30 protein-coding genes and 1 tRNA gene are annotated in these 19,319 nt (G+C 61.3%); 27 read left to right on the forward strand and 4 right to left on the reverse strand.

Annotated elements, in window-relative coordinates; all coding sequences use genetic code 11:
• Positions 1-121: 121 nt before the first annotated feature.
• A complete protein-coding gene (gene rpsJ / locus ACEN9Q_RS27510) occupies positions 122-439 on the forward strand; it encodes a 30S ribosomal protein S10 (RefSeq protein ID WP_005663509.1) in 318 nt (105 codons plus the stop codon).
• A gap of 273 nt (positions 440-712) precedes the next feature.
• Here rpsJ and ACEN9Q_RS27515 read toward each other — a convergent pair whose 3' ends face one another.
• From ACEN9Q_RS27515 to ACEN9Q_RS27525, 3 genes are all read right to left on the reverse strand, one after another.
• Complete coding sequence (locus ACEN9Q_RS27515; protein WP_495625211.1) at positions 713-1,879, reverse strand: IS4 family transposase; 1,167 nt, start codon at positions 1,877-1,879, stop codon at positions 713-715.
• A gap of 156 nt (positions 1,880-2,035) precedes the next feature.
• On the reverse strand, positions 2,036-3,397 hold the full coding sequence (locus ACEN9Q_RS27520; RefSeq protein ID WP_495626706.1) for an 8-oxoguanine deaminase: 1,362 nt from the start codon (positions 3,395-3,397) through the stop codon (positions 2,036-2,038).
• A gap of 156 nt (positions 3,398-3,553) precedes the next feature.
• Positions 3,554-4,903, reverse strand: a complete 1,350-nt coding sequence (locus ACEN9Q_RS27525) for a nucleobase:cation symporter-2 family protein (RefSeq protein WP_495626707.1) — start codon at positions 4,901-4,903, stop codon at positions 3,554-3,556.
• A 516-nt stretch (positions 4,904-5,419) separates the two neighbouring features.
• Here ACEN9Q_RS27525 and ACEN9Q_RS27530 point away from each other — a divergent pair.
• Positions 5,420-6,421 carry a LacI family DNA-binding transcriptional regulator gene (locus ACEN9Q_RS27530; RefSeq protein WP_495626708.1) on the forward strand — a complete coding sequence of 334 codons (1,002 nt, stop codon included), beginning with the start codon at positions 5,420-5,422 and terminating at the stop codon, positions 6,419-6,421.
• A gap of 141 nt (positions 6,422-6,562) precedes the next feature.
• Here the strand turns inward: ACEN9Q_RS27530 and ACEN9Q_RS27535 are convergent, their stop codons facing one another.
• Positions 6,563-7,630 carry a mechanosensitive ion channel family protein gene (locus ACEN9Q_RS27535; RefSeq protein ID WP_495626709.1) on the reverse strand — a complete coding sequence of 356 codons (1,068 nt, stop codon included), beginning with the start codon at positions 7,628-7,630 and terminating at the stop codon, positions 6,563-6,565.
• 117 nt (positions 7,631-7,747) lie between these two features.
• On the opposite strand from ACEN9Q_RS27535, the gene ACEN9Q_RS27540 reads away from it, so the two are divergent.
• The 25 genes from ACEN9Q_RS27540 (at position 7,748) to rpsM (ending at position 19,309) form a co-directional block, all read left to right on the forward strand.
• Positions 7,748-7,824 (forward strand) — tRNA-Val (locus tag ACEN9Q_RS27540).
• A gap of 285 nt (positions 7,825-8,109) precedes the next feature.
• The gene (gene rplC, locus ACEN9Q_RS27545; protein WP_056449188.1) at positions 8,110-8,766 is read left to right on the forward strand and encodes a 50S ribosomal protein L3; all 657 of its coding nucleotides are present in this window, start codon (positions 8,110-8,112) and stop codon (positions 8,764-8,766) included.
• Positions 8,767-8,769: 3 nt separating this feature from the next.
• Complete coding sequence (gene rplD, locus ACEN9Q_RS27550; protein WP_056126492.1) at positions 8,770-9,390, forward strand: 50S ribosomal protein L4; 621 nt, start codon at positions 8,770-8,772, stop codon at positions 9,388-9,390.
• Positions 9,387-9,704: a 50S ribosomal protein L23 gene (rplW, locus tag ACEN9Q_RS27555; RefSeq protein ID WP_036240333.1), complete on the forward strand. Its 318-nt coding sequence runs from the start codon at positions 9,387-9,389 to the stop codon at positions 9,702-9,704. Before rplD ends, rplW begins: the two co-directional genes overlap by 4 nt.
• Positions 9,704-10,531, forward strand: coding sequence for a 50S ribosomal protein L2 (gene rplB / locus ACEN9Q_RS27560; protein ID WP_056449186.1), 828 nt, complete (start codon positions 9,704-9,706; stop codon positions 10,529-10,531). Before rplW ends, rplB begins: the two co-directional genes overlap by 1 nt.
• A 9-nt stretch (positions 10,532-10,540) precedes the next feature.
• Entirely contained in the window at positions 10,541-10,816 is a 276-nt protein-coding gene (gene rpsS / locus ACEN9Q_RS27565; protein ID WP_056449183.1) for a 30S ribosomal protein S19, read from the forward strand.
• Complete coding sequence (gene rplV, locus ACEN9Q_RS27570; protein ID WP_179966292.1) at positions 10,813-11,145, forward strand: 50S ribosomal protein L22; 333 nt, start codon at positions 10,813-10,815, stop codon at positions 11,143-11,145. The genes rpsS and rplV overlap by 4 nt, the downstream gene beginning before the upstream one ends.
• 11 nt (positions 11,146-11,156) lie before the next feature.
• Entirely contained in the window at positions 11,157-11,951 is a 795-nt protein-coding gene (gene rpsC / locus ACEN9Q_RS27575; RefSeq protein ID WP_056449179.1) for a 30S ribosomal protein S3, read from the forward strand.
• A 2-nt stretch (positions 11,952-11,953) separates the two neighbouring features.
• Positions 11,954-12,373, forward strand: coding sequence for a 50S ribosomal protein L16 (gene rplP, locus ACEN9Q_RS27580; RefSeq protein WP_005663456.1), 420 nt, complete (start codon positions 11,954-11,956; stop codon positions 12,371-12,373).
• Between the two features lie 12 nt (positions 12,374-12,385).
• Complete coding sequence (rpmC, locus tag ACEN9Q_RS27585; protein ID WP_056449176.1) at positions 12,386-12,577, forward strand: 50S ribosomal protein L29; 192 nt, start codon at positions 12,386-12,388, stop codon at positions 12,575-12,577.
• Positions 12,574-12,846, forward strand: a complete 273-nt coding sequence (gene rpsQ, locus ACEN9Q_RS27590; RefSeq protein WP_056449173.1) for a 30S ribosomal protein S17 — start codon at positions 12,574-12,576, stop codon at positions 12,844-12,846. The genes rpmC and rpsQ overlap by 4 nt, the downstream gene beginning before the upstream one ends.
• Before the next feature lie 254 nt (positions 12,847-13,100).
• A complete protein-coding gene (rplN, locus tag ACEN9Q_RS27595) occupies positions 13,101-13,469 on the forward strand; it encodes a 50S ribosomal protein L14 (RefSeq protein WP_056126494.1) in 369 nt (122 codons plus the stop codon).
• Positions 13,470-13,479: 10 nt separating this feature from the next.
• Positions 13,480-13,794, forward strand: a complete 315-nt coding sequence (gene rplX, locus ACEN9Q_RS27600) for a 50S ribosomal protein L24 (protein ID WP_056449170.1) — start codon at positions 13,480-13,482, stop codon at positions 13,792-13,794.
• 6 nt (positions 13,795-13,800) lie between these two features.
• Positions 13,801-14,340: a 50S ribosomal protein L5 gene (gene rplE, locus ACEN9Q_RS27605; protein WP_036240349.1), complete on the forward strand. Its 540-nt coding sequence runs from the start codon at positions 13,801-13,803 to the stop codon at positions 14,338-14,340.
• A gap of 4 nt (positions 14,341-14,344) precedes the next feature.
• On the forward strand, positions 14,345-14,650 hold the full coding sequence (gene rpsN, locus ACEN9Q_RS27610; RefSeq protein WP_056449167.1) for a 30S ribosomal protein S14: 306 nt from the start codon (positions 14,345-14,347) through the stop codon (positions 14,648-14,650).
• A 14-nt stretch (positions 14,651-14,664) separates the two neighbouring features.
• Positions 14,665-15,060, forward strand: coding sequence for a 30S ribosomal protein S8 (gene rpsH / locus ACEN9Q_RS27615; RefSeq protein WP_036240352.1), 396 nt, complete (start codon positions 14,665-14,667; stop codon positions 15,058-15,060).
• Between the two features lie 10 nt (positions 15,061-15,070).
• Complete coding sequence (rplF, locus tag ACEN9Q_RS27620; protein ID WP_056449164.1) at positions 15,071-15,604, forward strand: 50S ribosomal protein L6; 534 nt, start codon at positions 15,071-15,073, stop codon at positions 15,602-15,604.
• A gap of 12 nt (positions 15,605-15,616) precedes the next feature.
• The gene (rplR, locus tag ACEN9Q_RS27625; protein ID WP_036240357.1) at positions 15,617-15,979 is read left to right on the forward strand and encodes a 50S ribosomal protein L18; all 363 of its coding nucleotides are present in this window, start codon (positions 15,617-15,619) and stop codon (positions 15,977-15,979) included.
• A gap of 12 nt (positions 15,980-15,991) precedes the next feature.
• Positions 15,992-16,510: a 30S ribosomal protein S5 gene (rpsE, locus tag ACEN9Q_RS27630; RefSeq protein WP_036240359.1), complete on the forward strand. Its 519-nt coding sequence runs from the start codon at positions 15,992-15,994 to the stop codon at positions 16,508-16,510.
• 11 nt (positions 16,511-16,521) lie between these two features.
• The gene (gene rpmD / locus ACEN9Q_RS27635; protein WP_036240361.1) at positions 16,522-16,701 is read left to right on the forward strand and encodes a 50S ribosomal protein L30; all 180 of its coding nucleotides are present in this window, start codon (positions 16,522-16,524) and stop codon (positions 16,699-16,701) included.
• Positions 16,702-16,728: 27 nt separating this feature from the next.
• The gene (gene rplO / locus ACEN9Q_RS27640; RefSeq protein WP_056449161.1) at positions 16,729-17,160 is read left to right on the forward strand and encodes a 50S ribosomal protein L15; all 432 of its coding nucleotides are present in this window, start codon (positions 16,729-16,731) and stop codon (positions 17,158-17,160) included.
• A 29-nt stretch (positions 17,161-17,189) separates the two neighbouring features.
• Positions 17,190-18,524, forward strand: a complete 1,335-nt coding sequence (gene secY / locus ACEN9Q_RS27645; protein ID WP_495626710.1) for a preprotein translocase subunit SecY — start codon at positions 17,190-17,192, stop codon at positions 18,522-18,524.
• Between the two features lie 33 nt (positions 18,525-18,557).
• A complete protein-coding gene (gene infA / locus ACEN9Q_RS27650) occupies positions 18,558-18,776 on the forward strand; it encodes a translation initiation factor IF-1 (protein ID WP_005663428.1) in 219 nt (72 codons plus the stop codon).
• Positions 18,777-18,813: 37 nt separating this feature from the next.
• Positions 18,814-18,927, forward strand: coding sequence for a 50S ribosomal protein L36 (gene rpmJ, locus ACEN9Q_RS27655; RefSeq protein ID WP_005663407.1), 114 nt, complete (start codon positions 18,814-18,816; stop codon positions 18,925-18,927).
• Positions 18,928-18,943: 16 nt separating this feature from the next.
• Positions 18,944-19,309 carry a 30S ribosomal protein S13 gene (rpsM, locus tag ACEN9Q_RS27660; RefSeq protein WP_036240369.1) on the forward strand — a complete coding sequence of 122 codons (366 nt, stop codon included), beginning with the start codon at positions 18,944-18,946 and terminating at the stop codon, positions 19,307-19,309.
• Positions 19,310-19,319 lie beyond the last annotated feature (10 nt).

The raw sequence follows: 19,319 nt of genomic DNA on the forward strand, positions 1-19,319 counted from the left end.
GAGTAGTCTGTGCAGTTTAGGGTGAAACGGTGTTATACTGCCGTCCCCTCCGCAGTACACGCAGTACCTGACACATTGATTGCCGGCCGCGTGCCGGTTCGTTCTTTTTTAAGGAAATAGCATGTCCGCTCCGAATCAGAAAATCCGTATCCGCCTGAAAGCGTTCGACTACAAGCTGATCGACCAGTCCGCCCTGGAAATCGTCGACACCGCCAAGCGCACCGGCGCAGTCGTCAAGGGCCCGGTTCCGCTGCCGACCCGCATCCAGCGTTTCGACGTGCTGCGTTCCCCGCACGTCAACAAGACCTCGCGCGACCAGTTCGAAATCCGTACGCACCAGCGTCTGATGGACATCGTGGACCCGACCGACAAGACCGTCGACGCGCTGATGAAGCTGGACCTGCCGGCTGGCGTCGACGTCGAAATCAAGCTGCAGTAATCAGTTTCAGCGCCTCGGCGGCCTTGCCGCCGGCGCATGCAAAACGGCCCATCTACTTTGCGGTAGATGGGCCGTTTGCTTTACTACGTCTTTACTACGTCGTCCCCGCGCGGGCCTTCAGCCGTCGCCCGCGAAGGCCTTCACCCGTCGCCCCGCGAAGACCTTCAGGCGTCGTCCCCGCGAAGGCGGGGATCCAAGTCCGTTGCGCAGCCGGCAAACTCGGGTTCCCGCCTGCACGCACTGCTGTCCGGAATAAAATTCTTGACAGTTTCATCAGATGAGGCTCAGCTGGAGTTCTGCCATTTCTTGCTGAAGTCGCCGTCGTTGTCGATAGCGGGAAGCTTCGATCTCGGGACGCTGAAACAAGGTGGCGCGTATCAGCACGAGACAGTCCCAGAGACTGATCTTGAGCGAGTGCCGCTGCTTGTAGAGCGCCACGAGCAAATAGCTGATCAACGCTGTAAGCACTTGGATGCGCACTGCGTTTTCGCTCCGCCCGAGGAATTTTTTGATTTTCAGGTGCTGCTTGATCCACTTGAAAAACAGTTCGATTCCCCAGCGCTCCTTGTAACGCTGGGCGATCTCGAACGCGGCGCTGTCCAGATCGTTGGTGGCCAGGACAAGCGGCGTGTCCTTTTCCGGGCGAGCGATCGTGATACGCCGTAGCGATGCCAGATATGGGTTGTCTCGTCCTCCGGGACGCTTATGTTTGAGCCGGACGATTTCATCATTGAGCACGACCCCGGCGGCTTCGGCGGGAATGCTTCTTTCTTCGATTATCTGTAGGCCGGCATTGCGTTTGAACCGGGTAACGAACTGCGCCCCAGCCTGACTGATGGCGTTCCACCAGGCGTAGTCGCAGTAGCCTTTGTCGAAGACGTAAAGGGCGCCCCGAACCAGCGGTACGCTCCAGGCTTTCTCTACGTCGTTGACGTTGGCCGCGCTGAACGAAATCCAGTCTGGCGTCCGGGTCTCGGCATCGAGCAGGACATGGACCTTGATGCCCTGGGTGTTGCGGGTGCGGTTTTCTTGTGTCCAGCGCTCGAATTCCCGTCCCTTGAGCGTCAACGACGTCGAGTCGAGCAGATACATCAATTCAGCACTATCGCTGCGCAACTGACGCGACACCTGTCCCATCAGCCAATTGGCGACGTCACTGAACACGGTATCGGAGCGCCTGGCGTTCGCATCGGCCAGCGTCGTACGTTTGATCATCCCGGCGCCCAAATGGTAATGGTGAGAGCGGTGATGATTAAAGCCCGTCTCCAGCGCCCGCAAGCCCGGCGCTTCACTGAGCTGCCCGTACATCATTGCGATCAGGTGCTGCCAGTGCCCGAATTTTTTAGAGTACTTGTCGGCCTTGTGTCTTTTTACCAGCCGATCGAACTCCGAGCGGGGCAGGCCCTTTAATAATTCCTGAAAGGTAGCTATGCTGAACATGTTGCGGGGTTTTGGTTTTTTGAGTTTGGCGACTCGGGTATACGCCCGTAAACCAGTCCCTGCAACACCTTCAGCGATTTCCCCTCAAATTATTCCGGACAGCAGTGCGCCTGCGCGGGAACGACGGTTCAAACGTTCCGGGTGTTTAAGCGCGCCTTACCTCGCCGCCAGCGCCAGCTCCTCCGCCAGCCGGTTGTGCCGCTCCAGCACGACGGGCAAATCGACCGTCCGCAACACGCCATCCTTTACGACGACCTTACCGTTGATGACGCTGTGATTCACGTTGGCCGGCGTGCAGAACACGAGCGCCGCGACCGGGTCGTGCAGCGCGCCCGCGAAACCCACGCCATCCAGCTTGAACATGACGATGTCGGCCGACATGCCCGGCGCGATGCTGCCGATGTCGTCGCGGCCCAGGACCTTCGCGCCGCCGCGCGTGGCCAGTTCCAGCGCCTGGCGCGCCGTCATCGCGTCCGGGCCGAAGCCCACGCGCTGCAGCAGCATCGCCTGGCGCACTTCGCCCAGCATGTGCGCGCCGTCGTTCGACGCGCTGCCGTCCACGCCCAGGCCCACCGGCACGCCCGCGTCGATCATCTTGCGCACGGGCGCGATGCCGGACGCGAGGCGCATGTTCGAGCACGGGCAGTGCGCGACGCCGGTGCTGGTCCGCGCGAACAGCCCGATGCCCGCATCGTCCAGCTGCACGCAGTGCGCGTGCCACACGTCGTGGCCGACCCAGCCGCAGTCTTCCGCATACTCGGCCGGCGTCATATTGAATTTCTCGCGGCTGTAGGCGATGTCGTTGACGTTTTCCGCAAGGTGCGTGTGCAGCGAGACGCCGTGGCTGCGCGCCAGCAGGGCCGCCTCCTTCATCAGGTCGCGCGACACCGAGAACGGCGAGCACGGCGCCACCACGATGCGCTGCATCGCGTGGCGCGCCGCGTCGTGATAGGTCTCGATCAGGCGCTGCGTGTCGTTCAGGATCGCCGCCTCGTCTTCCACCACGCTGTCCGGCGGCAAGCCGCCTTGCGAGCGGCCCACGCTCATCGCACCGCGCGCCGCGTGGAAGCGCATGCCGATCGTGTGCGCGGCCTCGATGCTGTCGTCCAGGCGGCAATCGTTCGGATAGATGTACAGGTGGTCGCTGCTGGTCGTGCAGCCCGACAGGATCAGTTCCGCCATCGCCGTGAGGGTCGACACGTGGACCATCTCGCCCGTCAGGTTCGCCCAGACGGGATACAGGTTCGTCAGCCAGTTGAACAGCTCGCCGTCCTGTGCGGCCGGGATCGCGCGCGTGAGGCTCTGGTACATGTGGTGATGCGTGTTGACGAGGCCGGGGATGACGACGTGGCCGCGCGCGTCGATCACCTCGTCGGCGTCCTGCGGGAGTTCGTCCGTCGGGCCCACGCGCTCGACCACGTTGTCGCGCACGAAGACGGCGCCATCGGCGATTTCGCGCCGCGCATCGTCCATCGTCACGAGGACGCGCGCGTTCTTGATCAGGAGAGTCTTGCTCATGAATTTTCCACTTTTAATGTTCAACACTGCGGAAACAATGCACGGGCACTGCGGAAACAATGTCGGGATAAAAACACCGCGCCGGCGCATGTCTTGCGACATGGCCGGCGCGGCACCGACTGCCGGTCAGGGATACCAAACGCGGGCAGTATTCCGTTACGCCACCTCCAGGTCTTTCACCAGCAGGGGCTGGGGTACGTCCTCGTCGTCGTCATGGGCTTCGACGGGACGGTTCGGCAACACGAGGTTCAGCAGCACGGCCATGATGGCGCCCGTGCTGATGCCCGAGCCGAAGATTTCGTTGACGAAGGCCGGCAGCTTGGCCAGCAGTTCCGGACGCACGCTGACGGCCAGGCCGCAGCCGATCGACACGGCGATGATGAGGCCGGTGCGCTTGTCGTGCTCGACCTTGCCCAGCATCTGCACGCCGGCCGTGAGGATCATCGCGAACATCATGAGGCCGGCGCCGCCCAGCACGGGCTGCGGGATCGTGACGACGACGGCGCCCAGCACCGGGAACAGGCCGGCCAGGGCCAGCATCACGCCGGTCAGCGCGACGACGTGGCGGCTGGCGACGCCGGTCAGCGAGATGACGCCCACGTTCTGCGCAAAGGTCGACATCGGCGGCGCGCCCAGGGTGGAGGCAAAAGCGGAGCCGACGCCGTCGCACAGCACGCCGCGCTTGAGCAGGGTGCCGCGCATCTTTGTCTCCGTGGCCGCGCCCAGCGCCATGAAGGTGCCCGTCGTTTCGACCATCGTGACGATGTAGGCGAGACCCATGGCGAGGATGCCGCTGAGCGGGAAGGTCATGCCGAAGTGCAGCGGCTGCGGCAGGGCGAACACGGTGGCCCGGTGCACGCTCGAGAAGTCGACGAGCCCCAGGCCCAGGCAGATGGCGTAGCCGATCGCGATGCCGATCACGATGGCGGACGCCGAGATGATGCCTTTGCCGAACTGGACCAGCGCGACGACGACGGCCAGCACGAACAGGGCGATGCCCAGGTTCGTGGGCGCGCCGTAGTCGCCGGCGCCCTTGCCGCCGGCCGCCCAGTCGACGGCGACGGGGACGAGCGACAGGCCGATCATCGTGACGACGACGGCCGTCACCTGGTGCGGGAACAGCTTGCGGATCTGCGGCATGAAGAAACTGCCGACGATCATGACGACGGAGCCGGCGAGCGAGGACCCGAGGATGCCCGCCACGCCGTGTTCGAAGCCGATGCTGATGGCGGCGCCGACGAAGGCGAAGCTGGTGCCCATCACGCAGGGCAGGCGGATGCCGATCGGGCCGACGCCCTTGCACTGGATGATCGTGACGATGCCCGAGCCCAGCAGCGCCGCGTTGACGAGGGCGACGATCTGGTCCGCGGGCAGCTTGAGGATGGCGCCGACCACGAGCGGCACGGCGATGATGCCCCCGAGCGCGGCGAGCATGTGCTGGGCCGCCAGCAGGGTCGTGGTGATGAGGGGTGGCCGGTCGTCGACCTGGTACAGCAGATTGTTCATGTGTGTGTCTCCGTCGAATGGTGTCCTGAACGGCGCGTACCGCAAGCGCGTCGGGTACTTCGAAGTGATGCAGGGCAGTGGAGAACAGTCAACCACGGCAGGCAATCCGTGATCCGGATGCAACCGAAGGGCGCCTGGGGGCCGGGATGTGGCCGGGAACGCGATGACGTCTCCACAAAGCTTGGTGCCACTCTGCGGCGGCATTTCATGAATTCATGATGCCCATGCAAGACAGCACTGTCAACGAATTTGTATACAGTTTCCGTTCGTCTAGAACGCCTGGATTTCACCGCGTCACAGAGCGAGAGCGGGGTATTTATCCGTCCGCTGTATACAATTTTTCACGACGCTTTTGCGTGGAAATATCAGATGGCCGCGCTGCGCCGGCACCTCTTGATAAGCCGGATACCGTCCTGATCTTGAAAGACAGCGGCCCCGACGCGCTCGCCGGGTCGCAAGCGGTTGTTGTAATTACTGAAACACATCGGTGATAATCGCGCCTCAGGAGGGAACGCGATGGCGACCATGAAGCAGGTAGCGGAGCGCGCCGGGGTGTCGATCTCCACGGTGTCGCACGTGATCAACAACACGCGCGTCGTCAGCGACGACGTGCGCCGGCGCGTGCTGGGCATCATCGACGAGATGCGCTACATTCCGAGTGCCGTCGCCCGCAGCCTCAAGAACGACAAGACGAATACCATCGGCGTGCTCGTGCCGAACTCGTCGAATCCCTATTTCGCCGAACTGATCCGCTGGATCGAGGACGCGGCGTTCCAGCTCGGCTACAACATCATCCTGTGCAACGCGCATGGCGGCGCGCAGAAGCAGACGGCCAATCTGCGCCTGCTGATGGAAAAGCGCATCGACGGGCTGGTGCTCGTCGCCAGCGGCGCCGACGACGAACAGGACTTGCTGCTGCGCCGCGAGACCGTGCCCGTCGTCCAGCTGGAGCGCGCGCTGCCGGGCCTGCACGCCGACCTGGTCCAGGCCGGCCAGGAAGAGGGCGGGTACGCGGCCACGCGCCATCTGATCGAATTGGGCCACCGCGACATTGCCTGCGTGTCCGGCCCGGCCGACCTGCCGCGCACGCGCGAACGCGTCGGCGGTTTCATGCGCGCGATGGCGGAGGCTGGCCTGACTCTGGCGCCGGACCGTATCGTGCACGACGAATTCACGAGCGCCGGCGGCCACGCGGCATTTACGCGCCTGCTGGCCCGGTCGCGGCGGCCGACGGCCGTGTTCGTCACGAGCGACCTGATGGCGCTGGGCGGCCTGTGCGCGGCCGGCGCGGCCGCTGTGCGTGTGCCGGCGCAATTGTCTGTCGTGGGCTACGACGACATCGCCGCCGCCCGCTACGCGCTCCCGCCGCTGACGACGGTGGCGCCGCCCAAGCACGACATGGCGTGGCTCGCCATCGAGCTGCTGGCCGATCGCATCCGCGGCGGCCCCGCCCCGCAGCGCCCCCCGGCGCTGGCCAGCGCGCTGGTCGTGCGGGCGTCGACCGCGCCGCCGCAATAAGGCCCCGTCGCGCGTGGGCGCAGGGCCGCCCACCGACGGCGCCGCGGCACTGAGCCGGATCAGCCGTAGGGTGGGCACACCGTGCCCACGCGTAACGTGTGCGGTTTGCCGGCGTCACGCGTGGGCGGAGGGCCGCCCACCCTACGGCGCTGCAGCGGACGGCTCCGTCTCGCGCGCGTCGCGCACGAGCAGCGTCTGCGTCGGGAACGCGAACTCGATGCCCAGCGCGGCGAACCGGTCCATGATCTGCAGGTAGATCTCCTGCTGGATATCGGCGTAGCGGACGAAATCCGCCGTCTCCACCCAGTACACGACGTCGAAGTTCAGCGACGACGCGGCCATGCCGCTGAAATGCGCGCGGTCGAACGTCACCGGCTCCTGCGCCTTGACGATCTCGGTCAGCATGGCCGGGATCAGGCGCAGCTTCGCCGTCGGCGTGTCGTAGGTGACGCCCACCGTGAACGCGGCGCGGCGCCGGGTCATGCGCGTCATGTTCTGCAGCCGGCTCTTGAGCAGGTCGGCGTTGGAGAACACCAGCTGCTCGCCGCCCAGGCTGCGCAGGCGGGTCGTCTTGAGGCCGACGTATTCCACGGTGCCCAGGAATTTGTCGACGATGATGAAGTCGCCGATCACGAACGGCTTGTCGAGCACGATCGACAGCGACGCGAACAGGTCGCCGAGGATGTTCTGGACGGCCAGTGCCACTGCGATACCGCCGATACCGAGCGAGGCGACGAGGGTCGTGATGTTGACGCCGAGATTGTCCAGCACCATCAGCAGCAGCACGGCCCACAGCACCGTCCGCGCGATGAAGCCGACCGCCGCCGCCGACGTGGCGCGGGCCGGATCGCCGGCGCGGTTCTGGTAGTAATCCGTCAGCCAGGCGCGCAGCGCGCGGTTGCCCCACAACGCGGCCTGGATCAGGCCGGTGACGATGGCGGCGCGCGTCGCGAACAGGTGCACCGCCGGCGGCAGCGTCAGCGCCTTGCTGCCGGCAAACAGGCCCATGATGACGATGGCCAGCAGCCGGGTGCCGTCGAGCGCCTCGACGGCGATGTCGTCGAGCCGGGTCTCGGTGCGCGCGGCCAGCGTCCGCATATGGTGTACGCCCACCTTCTTGGCGATGTACAGGGCCAGCGCCACCCCGGCGGCGATACCGAAGGCCGTCAGCCAGGCCAGTGTCGTGTTGTTGAAGAACACCAGGTTCATCCGATCATCCTTTCCTTGTCCTTGACGGGCGCTATTGTAAGGGTGCGGTGCGGTGCACAAGTTTTTTCGGATGGGTATTGCGCTTTGCTAAAACATGCTCGTATAATGCGGCTCCCCGGGCGGTTAGTTCAGCTGGTTAGAATACTTGGTCGACATCCAAGGGGTCGCAGGTTCGAATCCTGCACCGCCCACCAGAATTCCTCCATATCGCAGGCCTCGAGCCTGTAGAGAAAAGATGCAGCGGTATCTTTTCTGTGCCGTTCAGCCTGAACGGATTCTCTGATCTCCAAGACACTAGCGTAAAACGCAACAGGCCGCGTCAGCTTCGCATTATCCTGTTGCGTCTATCCGTGGCGCGCGCTATACTAGCCGGCTTCGGTATGGGTCTATCTTTTTTTGGCCCATGCGTTTAAGAGGAAGTTTCACAACTTCCGAAAGTCAACTACCCCCGCCCAATCGCAGGTGGGAATGGAGAAAAAATGAGCCTGGGCCTTCTCGGTCGCAAGGTTGGCATGATGCGCATCTTCACGGACGACGGCGATTCGATTCCCGTTACCGTGCTGGACGTGTCGAACAACCGTGTTGCGCAAATCAAAAACCCTGAAACTGATGGCTATGCCGCAGTTCAGGTCGTCTTCGGTCAACGTCGCGCTTCCCGCGTGAACAAGGCCGCTGCCGGTCACTACGCCAAAGCTGGCGTCGAAGCTGGCACGATGCTGAAGGAATTCCGCGTCGAAGCCGCTCAAGCCGCTGGTTTCAAGGCTGGCGACGCAGTCAATGTCTCGATGTTCGAAGTGGGCCAGAAAATCGACGTGCAAGGCACCTCGATCGGTAAGGGCTACGCCGGTACCATCAAGCGCCACAACTTCGCGTCGGGTCGTCAGACCCACGGTAACTCGCGTTCGCACAACGTGCCGGGCTCGATCGGTATGGCGCAGGATCCGGGCCGCGTGTTCCCGGGCAAGCGCATGACCGGTCACATGGGTGATGTCACTGTCACCACCCAGAACCTGGAAATCGCCCGTATCGACGCCGAGCGTCAACTGCTGCTGGTTAAGGGTGCCGTTCCTGGCGCCAAGAACGGTCAAGTGATCGTCAAGCCGGCAGTCAAGGTCAAAGCCAAGAAAGGAGCATAAGCGATGGAACTCAAGCTCCTGAATGAGCAAGGTCAAGCTGGCGCCGCAGTCAACGCCGCCGACACCGTGTTCGGCCGTGATTACAACGAAGCCCTGATCCACCAGATCGTGGTCGCCTACGCCGCCAACGCGCGCAGCGGCAACCGCAAGCAGAAGGATCGTGAAGAAGTCTCCCACACGACCAAGAAGCCCTGGCGTCAAAAAGGTACGGGCCGCGCCCGTGCCGGTATGTCGTCGTCGCCGCTGTGGCGTGGCGGTGGTCGCATCTTCCCGAACTCGCCGGACGAGAACTTCTCGCACAAGGTCAACAAGAAGATGCACCGCGCAGGTATCTGCTCGATCTTCTCGCAACTGGCCCGCGAAGACCGCCTGAGCGTCATCGAGAACCTGACCGTCGAAGCACCGAAGACCAAGCTGCTGTCGCAAAAGCTGCAGGGCATGGGTCTGGACTCGGTCCTGGTGATCACCGACACCATCGATGAAAACCTGCTGCTGGCATCGCGCAACCTGCCGAACGTGCTGGTTGTCGAGCCGAAGCATGCCGACCCGATGTCGCTGGTGTTCTACAAGAAAGTCCTGGTCACCAAAGCTGCTCTGGCCAAGATCGAGGAGATGTACGCATGAGCGCCGCAATCAAATTCAGCGAAGAGCGCCTGATGAAGGTGCTGCTGGCTCCGGTCATTTCCGAAAAGGCGACCTTCGTCGCGGAAAAGAACGAACAGATCGTGTTCAAGGTCCTGCCGGACGCGACCAAGCCGGAAATCAAAGCCGCCGTCGAACTGCTGTTCAAGGTCGAAGTGGAATCGGTCCAGACCGTGAACCGCGAAGGCAAGCAGAAGCGTTCGGGCCGTTTCACCGGTCGTCGCAACCACACCAAGCGCGCTTTCGTGGCCCTGAAGCCGGGCCAGGAAATCAATTTTGTCGAGGAGGCTAAATAATGGCACTCGTTAAGATGAAGCCAACCTCCCCAGGCCGCCGCGGCATGGTGAAGGTTGTGAATGCCGACCTGTACAAGGGTCGTCCGTTCGCAGCCCTGGTTGAGAAGAAATCGAAGACCGCTGGCCGTAACAACAACGGCCACATCACGACCCGCCACATCGGCGGTGGTCACAAGCACCACTACCGCGTGGTCGACTTCAAGCGCAACAAGGACGGTATTCCGGCCAAGGTCGAGCGCATTGAATACGACCCGAACCGCAGCGCGCACATCGCTCTGGTGTGCTACGCCGACGGTCACCGCGCGTACATCATCGCCACCAAGGGCATGGCCGTGGGCGATGCCGTCATGAACGGCTCGGAAGCGCCGATCAAGTCGGGTAACTGCCTGCCGATCCGTAATATTCCGGTCGGTACCACCATGCACTGCGTCGAAATGCTGCCGGGTAAGGGTGCTCAGATGGCCCGTACCGCAGGCGCCGGCGTGGTCCTGATGGCCCGTGAAGGCACCTACGCTCAGGTTCGCCTGCGCTCGGGTGAAGTGCGCCGCGTGCACATCGAGTGCCGCGCGACGGTTGGCGAAGTCGGCAACGGCGAGCACAACCTGCGCAAGATCGGTAAAGCCGGTGCAATGCGCTGGCGTGGCGTCCGCCCGACCGTTCGCGGTGTGGTGATGAACCCGATCGACCACCCGCACGGTGGTGGTGAAGGTCGTACGGCTGCCGGTCGTCATCCGGTGTCGCCATGGGGCCAGCAGACGAAGGGCAAGAAGACGCGTTCGAACAAGCGCACGTCGTCGATGATCGTCTCGCGCCGCGGCAAGAAATAAGGATAAGACATGACTCGTTCATTGAAAAAAGGGCCGTTCATTGACGCCCACCTGGTGAAAAAAGTCGAGACCGCGCAAGCGAACAAAGACAAAAAGCCGGTCAAAACCTGGTCGCGCCGCTCGACGATCACCCCGGACTTCATCGGTCTGACGATCGCCGTCCACAACGGTAAAGTGCACGTGCCGGTGTACGTGTCCGAGAACATGGTGGGTCACAAGCTGGGCGAATTCGCCCTGACCCGCACGTTCAAGGGCCACGCCGCTGACAAGAAGGCGAAGAAATAATGGAAACTAAAGCTATCCTCAAAGGCGTCCGCCTGTCGGAACAGAAAGGCCGCCTCGTCGCCGATCTGATCCGCGGCAAGAAAGTCGACGCCGCGCTGAACATCCTGCAGTTCAGCCCGAAGAAAGGCGCGACCATCATCAAGAAAGTGCTGGAGTCCGCAATCGCGAACGCCGAGCACAACGATGGTGCCGACATCGACGAACTGAAGGTCGTTCAGATCTATGTCGAAAAGGGCCCGATCCTGAAGCGCTTTACGGCACGTGCCAAAGGCCGCGGTGATCGCATTTCGAAACAATCCTGTCACATCTTCGTGACTGTCGGTAACTAAGGAGTCACACGATGGGTCAGAAAATCCACCCAACCGGCTTCCGCCTGGCGGTCACCCGTAACTGGGCATCGCGCTGGTACGCTGGCAACGGCAATTTTGCCGACATGCTGAAGGAAGACCTGGAAGCCCGCGCTTTCCTGAAGAAGAAACTGAAGAACGCCTCCGTCGGCCGCATCGTCATCGAGCGTCCGGCCAAGAACGCGCGCTTCACGATCTACTCGTCGCGTCCGGGCGTGGTCATCGGCAAGAAAGGCGAAGACATCGAAGTCCTGAAGACTTCGCTGGCGAAGATCATGGGCGTGCCGGTGCACGTCAATATCGAAGAGATCCGCAAGCCGGAAATCGACTCGCAGCTGATCGCCGATTCGATCGCCCAGCAGCTCGAAAAGCGTATCATGTTCCGCCGCGCCATGAAGCGCGCGATGCAGAACGCGATGCGTCTGGGCGCCGTCGGCATCAAGATCATGTCGTCGGGCCGTCTGAACGGCATCGAGATCGCACGTACCGAATGGTACCGCGAAGGCCGTGTGCCCCTGCACACCCTGCGCGCCGACATCGACTACGGCACCAGCGAAGCCTCGACCACGTACGGCATCATCGGCGTGAAAGTCTGGGTTTACAAGGGCGACCGTTCGCCGACCGGCGAAGCACCGGTGATCGACGTTCCGGCCGACGAGAAAAAGCCGCGCGGTCCGCGTCGTGACGACGGCAAACCGGCCGGCCGTGGCCGTCCGGGCGCCAAGCCAGGTACCGCACCAGCAGGCCGCCGCGCTGCCAAGCCGGCTGCTGAGAAAGCAGGAGAATAAGCATGCTGCAGCCATCCCGCAGAAAGTATCGTAAAGAGCAGAAAGGCCGCAACACCGGCATTTCGCACACCCGCGGCACCGCGGTCTCGTTCGGCGAGTTCGGCCTGAAGGCAGTTGCCCGCGGCCGTATCACCGCACGCCAGATCGAAGCTGCACGTCGTGCCATGACCCGTCACATCAAGCGTGGCGGCCGTATCTGGATCCGTATCTTCCCGGACAAGCCGATTTCGAACAAGCCGGCTGAAGTCCGTATGGGTAACGGTAAGGGTAACCCGGAGTACTACGTGGCCGAGATCCAGCCGGGCAAGGTCCTGTACGAAATGGACGGTGTCGCCGAAGAACTGGCGCGCGAAGCATTCCGCCTGGCTGCCGCCAAACTGCCGCTGGCGACGACGTTTGTCGTGCGTCAAGTCGGCCAATAACAGGAGTTAAGAATGAAAGCAACGGAACTCCGCGGCAAGGACCAGGCAGCTCTGCAACAAGAGCTGAATGAGCTGCTGAAGGCACAGTTCGGCCTGCGCATGCAAATCGCTACGCAGCAACTGACGAATACCGCCCAGCTCAAGAAGGTGCGCCGCGATATCGCGCGTGTCAAAACCGTGATGACCCAGAAGGAAGCCAAATGAACGACACCACTAAAACGGCGCTGAAGCGTACGCTGGTCGGCAAAGTCGTGTCCGACAAGATGGACAAGACGGTGACCGTGCTGGTTGAGCGTCACGTCAAGCACCCGCTGTACGGCAAGATCATCGTGCGCTCGAACAAGTATCACGCGCACGACGAGACCAACCAGGCCAAGACCGGCGACACGGTCGAGATCACGGAAGGTCGTCCGATCTCGAAGACGAAGGCTTGGACCCTGACCAAGGTTGTGCAGGTCGCACAGGTTCTGTAAAGCCTGTAGGAGGTTTAACAACACCTCCCAAAAATTTGTCTTGCGTGGCCCGCTGGTATGTGGAATACTAGCGGGCTTCGTTCATGTGTTGCCGCAGTTTGTCCTTCGGTAACTGCGGCCTGCAACGAACATTGGAAAGTCCAATCACCCAAACGTACGCGCTTGCAATGAGTGCGGCCGGCGGGACCAAGACTGACCGCAGGCCTACGGTTTTCCGTGGGGTTTCTTCGGCTTAAGTTGGGAAAGAAAATATCATGATTCAAACTGAAAGCCGGCTCGAAGTGGCCGACAATACCGGTGCGAAAGAAGTACTGTGCATCAAGGTATTGGGCGGCTCCAAGCGCCGTTACGCCAGCATTGGCGACGTGATCAAAGTCACCGTGAAGCAGGCTGCTCCGCGCGGCCGCGTCAAGAAAGGTGAAATCTACAACGCCGTGGTCGTGCGTACCGCTAAAGGTGTGCGCCGCCAGGACGGCTCCCTGGTGAAGTTCGACGGCAACGCCGCTGTCCTGCTGAACAGCAAGCTGGAGCCGATCGGTACCCGTATCTTCGGACCGGTGACGCGCGAACTGCGTACCGAAAAGTTCATGAAGATCGTGTCCCTGGCACCTGAAGTTCTGTAAGGGAGTCGCAATGGATAAGATTCGTAAAAACGACGAAGTCATCGTTCTGGCCGGTAAAGACAAGGGCAAGCGCGGTGTCGTTCAGCAACGCGTAGATGCTGAGCACGTCATCGTCGAAGGCGTGAACCTGGCCAAGAAGGCCGTCAAGCCGAACCCGATGACCGGCGTAACTGGTGGTATCGTCGACAAGACCATGCCGATTCACGTGTCGAACGTCGCGCTGTTCAACGCAGCGACCGGCAAGGCTGATCGCGTTGGCTTCAAAGAAGTGGATGGCAAAAAAGTCCGCGTCTTCAAGTCGAACGGCGAAGTAGTGAAAGGGTAATGAGAAATGGCCCGTCTCCAACAAGTTTATAAAGACAAAGTCGTTGCCGAACTGACCGAAAAATTCGGTTACAAGTCGGTGATGGAAGTGCCGCGCCTGACCAAGATCACCCTGAACATGGGTCTGTCGGAAGCTGTCGCCGACAAGAAGATCATTGAGCACGCAACCGGCGACCTGACCAAGATCGCCGGCCAGAAGCCGGTCGTGACCAAGGCTCGCAAGGCAATCGCAGGTTTCAAGATCCGCGAAGGCTACCCGATCGGCACGATGGTGACCCTGCGTGGCGCCCGCATGTACGAATTCCTGGATCGTTTCATCACCGTGGCCCTGCCGCGCGTGCGTGACTTCCGTGGCGTCAGCGGCAAATCGTTCGATGGTCGCGGCAACTACAACATCGGCGTCAAAGAGCAGATCATCTTCCCGGAAATCGATTACGACAAGATCGATGCGCTGCGTGGCATGAACATCTCGATCACCACGACTGCTAAGACCGACGAAGAAGCCAAAGCGCTGCTCGCCGCATTCAAATTCCCGTTCCGGAACTAAGAACATGGCAAAACTTGCACTGATTAACCGCGAACAGAAGCGTGCAGACCTGGTGGAGAAATTCGCCGCAAAGCGTGCCGCTCTGAAAGCAATCATCGACGACCAGTCGAAGACCGAAGAAGAGCGTTACGAAGCACGCCTGAAGCTGCAGGCCCTGCCGCGTAACTCGGCGCCGACCCGCCAGCGTAACCGCTGCGCCATCACCGGCCGTCCCCGTGGCACTTTCCGTAAATTCGGTCTGGCCCGTACCAAACTCCGCGAATTCGCCATGAAAGGCGAAATCCCGGGTATGACCAAAGCTAGCTGGTAATAGGAGAATAAGCAATGAGTATGAGCGATCCTATCGCCGATATGCTGACCCGTATTCGCAACGCGCAAGGCGTGCAGAAGACCACCGTCGAAATGCCGTCGTCGAAGCTGAAAGTTGCGATTGCCAACGTCCTGAAGGACGAGGGTTACATCGAAGATTACGCCGTGTCCACCGAAGGTGGCAAGGCTGAACTGAAAATCGGTTTGAAGTACTACGTCGGCCGTCCGGTTATCGAGCGCATCGAGCGCGTCTCCCGTCCTGGCCTGCGCATCTACAAGGGCAAAGATGAGATCCCCCAGGTCATGAACGGCCTCGGTGTGGCAATCGTCTCGACCCCGAAGGGTGTGATGACCGACCGCAAAGCACGTGCTACCGGTGTCGGTGGCGAAGTGATTTGCTACGTGGCTTAAGGAGTAGACGATGTCTCGAGTAGCTAAGATGCCAATCGCCGTCCCGGCCGGTACCGATGTCGCGATCAACGCGTCGTCGATCACCGTCAAGGGCCCGCTGGGCACCCTGACCCAGGCGCTGAACGGCCTGGTCAAAGTGGAAAACAACAACGGCACGCTGTCGTTCGACGTGATCGACGATTCCCGCGAATCGAACGCCATGTCGGGCACCCTGCGTGCTCTGGTGAACAACATGGTGACCGGTGTCACCAAAGGTTTCGAAAAGCGCCTGACCCTGGTCGGCGTGGGTTACAAGGCCGCCGTCCAAGGCAACGCCCTGAACCTGTCGCTGGGCTTCTCGCACCCGGTGCTGCACGCGATGCCGGAAGGCGTCACCGCTGCAACCCCGACCCCGACCGAGATCCTGATCAAGGGTATCGATCGTCAAAAGGTCGGCCAAGTTGCCGCAGAAGTGCGCGCTTACCGCTCGCCTGAGCCGTACAAAGGCAAGGGTGTCCGTTATGCGGACGAAGTGGTGAAGCTTAAAGAAACCAAGAAGAAATAATCGGAGCTGACGATGGACAAGAAAGAATCGCGTCTGCGTCGCGGACGCCAAACCCGCATCAAGATCGCGCAGTTGGGCGTGAACCGCCTGTCGGTGCACCGCACCAACCTGCACATCTATGCGAACCTGATCAGCCCGGATGCGAAGGTCCTGGTTTCGGCTTCGACGCTGGAAGCAGAAGTGCGCGCCGAGCTGGGCGGCAAGTCGGGTGCGGGCGGCAACGCCGCTGCAGCCGCACTGGTTGGCAAGCGCGTCGCAGAAAAAGCACTGAAAGCAGGGATCACCGAAGTCGCATTCGACCGTTCGGGTTTCCGTTACCACGGCCGTGTGAAGGCGCTGGCGGAAGCCGCGCGCGAAGCTGGTCTGAAGTTCTAAGGAAGAATCGTCATGGCAAAAATGCAAGCGAAAATGGCAAGCGACAAGCCGGATGATGGCATGCGCGAGAAAATGATCGCGATCAACCGCGTGACCAAAGTGGTCAAGGGTGGTCGTATCATGGGTTTTGCAGCGCTGACCGTTGTCGGTGACGGCGATGGCCGCATCGGCATGGGTAAAGGCAAGTCGAAGGAAGTTCCGGTCGGCGTGCAGAAAGCGATGGAAGAAGCCCGCCGCAACCTGATCAAGGTGCCCCTCAAGAACGGCACGCTGCAGCACAGCGTCACCGGCCGCCACGGCGCGTCGTACGTGATGATGTCGCCGGCCAAGCCGGGTACCGGCGTGATCGCAGGCGGCGCAATGCGCGCAATCTTCGAAGTGATGGGCGTGACCGACGTCGTCGCCAAGTCGACCGGTTCGTCGAACCCGTACAACCTGGTTCGCGCGACCCTCGACGGTCTGGCAAAAATGAGCACTCCGGCCGACATCGCTGCCAAGCGCGGCAAGTCGGTGGAAGAGATCCTGGGTTAAGGGGAATAACTATGGCAAACACCATCAAAGTCAAGCTGGTCAAAGGCCTGATCGGTACCCGCCAGGATCACCGCGCCACCGTGCGCGGTCTGGGTCTGCGTCGTGTCAACTCGGTCTCCGAGCTGCAGGACACCCCGGCGATCCGCGGCATGATCAACAAGGTCAACTACCTCGTGAAAATTGTCGACTAAGCCTCGGCTTGGTCAACGGAGAAAATAATGGAACTCAATACCATCCAACCCGCTGAAGGCGCGAAACACGCCAAGCGCCGCGTCGGTCGCGGTATCGGCTCGGGCCTGGGCAAGACCGCCGGCCGCGGTCACAAGGGTCAGAAGTCGCGTTCGGGCGGCTTCCACAAGGTCGGTTTCGAAGGCGGCCAGATGCCGCTGCAGCGCCGCCTGCCGAAGCGTGGCTTCAAGTCGCTGAACGCTACGTTCAAGGCTGAAGTGCGTCTGTCGGACCTGAACAACCTGGCCGTCGGCGACGTCGACGTCCTGGTGCTCAAGCAAGCCGGCGTGCTGCCGGTCGTCGCTCGCGATGTGCGCGTGATCCTGTCGGGCGAAATCACCAAAGCGGTGAACCTGAAGGGCATCAAGGCGACCGCTGGCGCGAAAGCAGCGATCGAAGCAGCTGGCGGTTCGGTCGCCTAAACGCGGCCGCTGCCTGATCGGAGCAAAAATTGGCGACTAATTCACAACTTGGTAAAAGTGCTGCGTCCGGCTTCCCCTGGGGTCGGTTGTGGTTCTTGCTTGGCGCGTTGGTCGTGTATCGTATCGGAGCTCACATCCCGGTCCCCGGGATTGACCCGATCGCCATGGCCCAGCTGTTCAAGCAGAACGAGGGCGGCATCCTGGGCATGTTCAACATGTTCTCGGGCGGGGCCCTGTCCCGCTTTGCCGTGTTCGCTCTTGGCATCACGCCTTACATTTCGGCTTCGATCATCATGCAGCTGGTGTCGATCGTCTCGCCGCAGATGGAGGCACTGAAGAAAGAGGGCGAGTCCGGCCGCCGCAAGATCACCCAGTACACCCGTTACTTCACGGTCGTGCTGGCGTTGTTCCAGGCGTTCGGCATCGCGGTCGCGCTCGAGGCGCAGCAAGGCCTCGTGATCGATCCGGGCGTGGCTTTCCGCTTCGTGACCGTCGTGACCCTGCTGACCGGCACCATGTTCCTCATGTGGCTGGGTGAGCAGATCACCGAACGTGGCCTTGGCAACGGTATCTCGATCATCATTTTTGCCGGTATCGCAGCGGGTCTGCCGAACGCACTGGGTAGCTTGTTCACCCTGGTGTCGAACGGTTCGATCGGCAGCTTCTCCGCAATCATCATCGTGATTCTGGTAGCTCTGGTGACTTACGCGGTCGTGTTCGTCGAACGCGGCCAGCGCAAGATCCTGGTGAATTACGCGAAACGCCAGGTCGGCAACAAGATCTATGGTGGCCAAACCAGCCACCTGCCGCTGAAGCTGAACATGTCGGGCGTGATCCCGCCGATCTTCGCTTCGTCGATCATCCTGTTCCCGGCCACGATCGTCGACTGGTTCACGAAAGGCAAGGACGTCACGAATCCGTTCATCGGGTTCCTGAAAGACCTCGCTGCCTCGTTGAGCCCGGGCGAACCGATCCACGCGTTGCTGTATGCGGTGGCAATCGTGTTCTTCTGCTTCTTCTATACGGCGCTGGTATTCAACAGCAAGGAAACGGCGGACAACTTGAAGAAGAGCGGCGCGTTTGTACCGGGCATCCGTCCGGGCGAGCAGACCGCGCGCTACATCGACAAGATCCTGATGCGCCTGACCCTGGCCGGTGCGGTCTATATCACGCTGGTTTGCCTGTTGCCGGAGTTCCTGCAAAGCCAGTGGAAAGTACCTTTCTATTTTGGCGGAACCTCGCTCCTGATCATCGTGGTCGTCACGATGGATTTCATGGCGCAGGTGCAGAACTACGTCATGTCGCAGCAATATGAGTCGCTGCTGCGCAAGGCTAATTTCAAAGGCGGTATCCCGTCGCGTTGAGCGGCTGGCGCCCCCCAGGAGTGAATAGACCGAATGGCAAAAGACGACGTCATCCAAATGCAGGGGGAGATTCTGGAGAATCTCCCGAACGCGACCTTTCGCGTAAAGCTGGAAAACGGGCACGTGGTGCTTGGACATATCTCGGGTAAAATGCGGATGAATTACATCCGCATTCTTCCGGGTGACAAGGTAACGGTGGAGCTGACCCCTTACGACTTGTCCCGGGCCCGCATCGTGTTCCGCACCAAGTAAAACTAATCAAGTTATCGAATCTGGAAGAGAGTGCAAAATGAAAGTTAACGCTTCAGTCAAGCGGATCTGCCGCAACTGCAAGATCATCAAGCGCAAGGGCGTGGTCCGTGTGATCTGCGTCGAGCCGCGTCACAAGCAGCGTCAAGGTTAATTTCGAGGAATAACGAATGGCACGTATTGCAGGGGTCAACGTCCCCAATCATCAGCACACCGTCATCGGCCTGACGGCAATCTATGGCATCGGCCGTACCCGCTCGAAGCAGATCTGCGAATCGACCGGCGTTGCGACCAACAAGAAGGTCAAGGACCTGGACGACAACGAACTGGAAAAGCTGCGTGATGCAGTCGGCAAGTTCGTCGTCGAGGGCGACCTGCGCCGTGAGCTGTCCATGAGCATCAAGCGCTTGATGGATCTGGGTTGCTACCGCGGTATGCGTCACCGCAAGGGCCTGCCGGTCCGCGGCCAGCGCACCCGTACGAATGCTCGTACCCGCAAGGGCCCGCGCAAAGCAGCTCAATCGCTCAAGAAATAATCTAGGAACT

It is taken from the genome of Massilia sp. Masssp93 (assembly GCF_059491295.1).

What these genes read in the sequence shown, in the direction of transcription:
- rpsJ (WP_005663509.1), top strand. Translation starts at nt 122, where the DNA reads ATGTCCGCTCCGAATCAGAAAATCCGTATCCGCCTGAAAGCGTTCGAC.
- ACEN9Q_RS27515 (WP_495625211.1), bottom strand. Translation starts at nt 1,879, where the DNA reads ATGTTCAGCATAGCTACCTTTCAGGAATTATTAAAGGGCCTGCCCCGC.
- ACEN9Q_RS27520 (WP_495626706.1), bottom strand. Translation starts at nt 3,397, where the DNA reads ATGAGCAAGACTCTCCTGATCAAGAACGCGCGCGTCCTCGTGACGATG.
- ACEN9Q_RS27525 (WP_495626707.1), bottom strand. Translation starts at nt 4,903, where the DNA reads ATGAACAATCTGCTGTACCAGGTCGACGACCGGCCACCCCTCATCACC.
- ACEN9Q_RS27530 (WP_495626708.1), top strand. Translation starts at nt 5,420, where the DNA reads ATGGCGACCATGAAGCAGGTAGCGGAGCGCGCCGGGGTGTCGATCTCC.
- ACEN9Q_RS27535 (WP_495626709.1), bottom strand. Translation starts at nt 7,630, where the DNA reads ATGAACCTGGTGTTCTTCAACAACACGACACTGGCCTGGCTGACGGCC.
- rplC (WP_056449188.1), top strand. Translation starts at nt 8,110, where the DNA reads ATGAGCCTGGGCCTTCTCGGTCGCAAGGTTGGCATGATGCGCATCTTC.
- rplD (WP_056126492.1), top strand. Translation starts at nt 8,770, where the DNA reads ATGGAACTCAAGCTCCTGAATGAGCAAGGTCAAGCTGGCGCCGCAGTC.
- rplW (WP_036240333.1), top strand. Translation starts at nt 9,387, where the DNA reads ATGAGCGCCGCAATCAAATTCAGCGAAGAGCGCCTGATGAAGGTGCTG.
- rplB (WP_056449186.1), top strand. Translation starts at nt 9,704, where the DNA reads ATGGCACTCGTTAAGATGAAGCCAACCTCCCCAGGCCGCCGCGGCATG.
- rpsS (WP_056449183.1), top strand. Translation starts at nt 10,541, where the DNA reads ATGACTCGTTCATTGAAAAAAGGGCCGTTCATTGACGCCCACCTGGTG.
- rpsC (WP_056449179.1), top strand. Translation starts at nt 11,157, where the DNA reads ATGGGTCAGAAAATCCACCCAACCGGCTTCCGCCTGGCGGTCACCCGT.
- rplP (WP_005663456.1), top strand. Translation starts at nt 11,954, where the DNA reads ATGCTGCAGCCATCCCGCAGAAAGTATCGTAAAGAGCAGAAAGGCCGC.
- rpmC (WP_056449176.1), top strand. Translation starts at nt 12,386, where the DNA reads ATGAAAGCAACGGAACTCCGCGGCAAGGACCAGGCAGCTCTGCAACAA.
- rpsQ (WP_056449173.1), top strand. Translation starts at nt 12,574, where the DNA reads ATGAACGACACCACTAAAACGGCGCTGAAGCGTACGCTGGTCGGCAAA.
- rplN (WP_056126494.1), top strand. Translation starts at nt 13,101, where the DNA reads ATGATTCAAACTGAAAGCCGGCTCGAAGTGGCCGACAATACCGGTGCG.
- rplX (WP_056449170.1), top strand. Translation starts at nt 13,480, where the DNA reads ATGGATAAGATTCGTAAAAACGACGAAGTCATCGTTCTGGCCGGTAAA.
- rplE (WP_036240349.1), top strand. Translation starts at nt 13,801, where the DNA reads ATGGCCCGTCTCCAACAAGTTTATAAAGACAAAGTCGTTGCCGAACTG.
- rpsN (WP_056449167.1), top strand. Translation starts at nt 14,345, where the DNA reads ATGGCAAAACTTGCACTGATTAACCGCGAACAGAAGCGTGCAGACCTG.
- rpsH (WP_036240352.1), top strand. Translation starts at nt 14,665, where the DNA reads ATGAGTATGAGCGATCCTATCGCCGATATGCTGACCCGTATTCGCAAC.
- rplF (WP_056449164.1), top strand. Translation starts at nt 15,071, where the DNA reads ATGTCTCGAGTAGCTAAGATGCCAATCGCCGTCCCGGCCGGTACCGAT.
- rplR (WP_036240357.1), top strand. Translation starts at nt 15,617, where the DNA reads ATGGACAAGAAAGAATCGCGTCTGCGTCGCGGACGCCAAACCCGCATC.
- rpsE (WP_036240359.1), top strand. Translation starts at nt 15,992, where the DNA reads ATGGCAAAAATGCAAGCGAAAATGGCAAGCGACAAGCCGGATGATGGC.
- rpmD (WP_036240361.1), top strand. Translation starts at nt 16,522, where the DNA reads ATGGCAAACACCATCAAAGTCAAGCTGGTCAAAGGCCTGATCGGTACC.
- rplO (WP_056449161.1), top strand. Translation starts at nt 16,729, where the DNA reads ATGGAACTCAATACCATCCAACCCGCTGAAGGCGCGAAACACGCCAAG.
- infA (WP_005663428.1), top strand. Translation starts at nt 18,558, where the DNA reads ATGGCAAAAGACGACGTCATCCAAATGCAGGGGGAGATTCTGGAGAAT.
- rpmJ (WP_005663407.1), top strand. Translation starts at nt 18,814, where the DNA reads ATGAAAGTTAACGCTTCAGTCAAGCGGATCTGCCGCAACTGCAAGATC.
- rpsM (WP_036240369.1), top strand. Translation starts at nt 18,944, where the DNA reads ATGGCACGTATTGCAGGGGTCAACGTCCCCAATCATCAGCACACCGTC.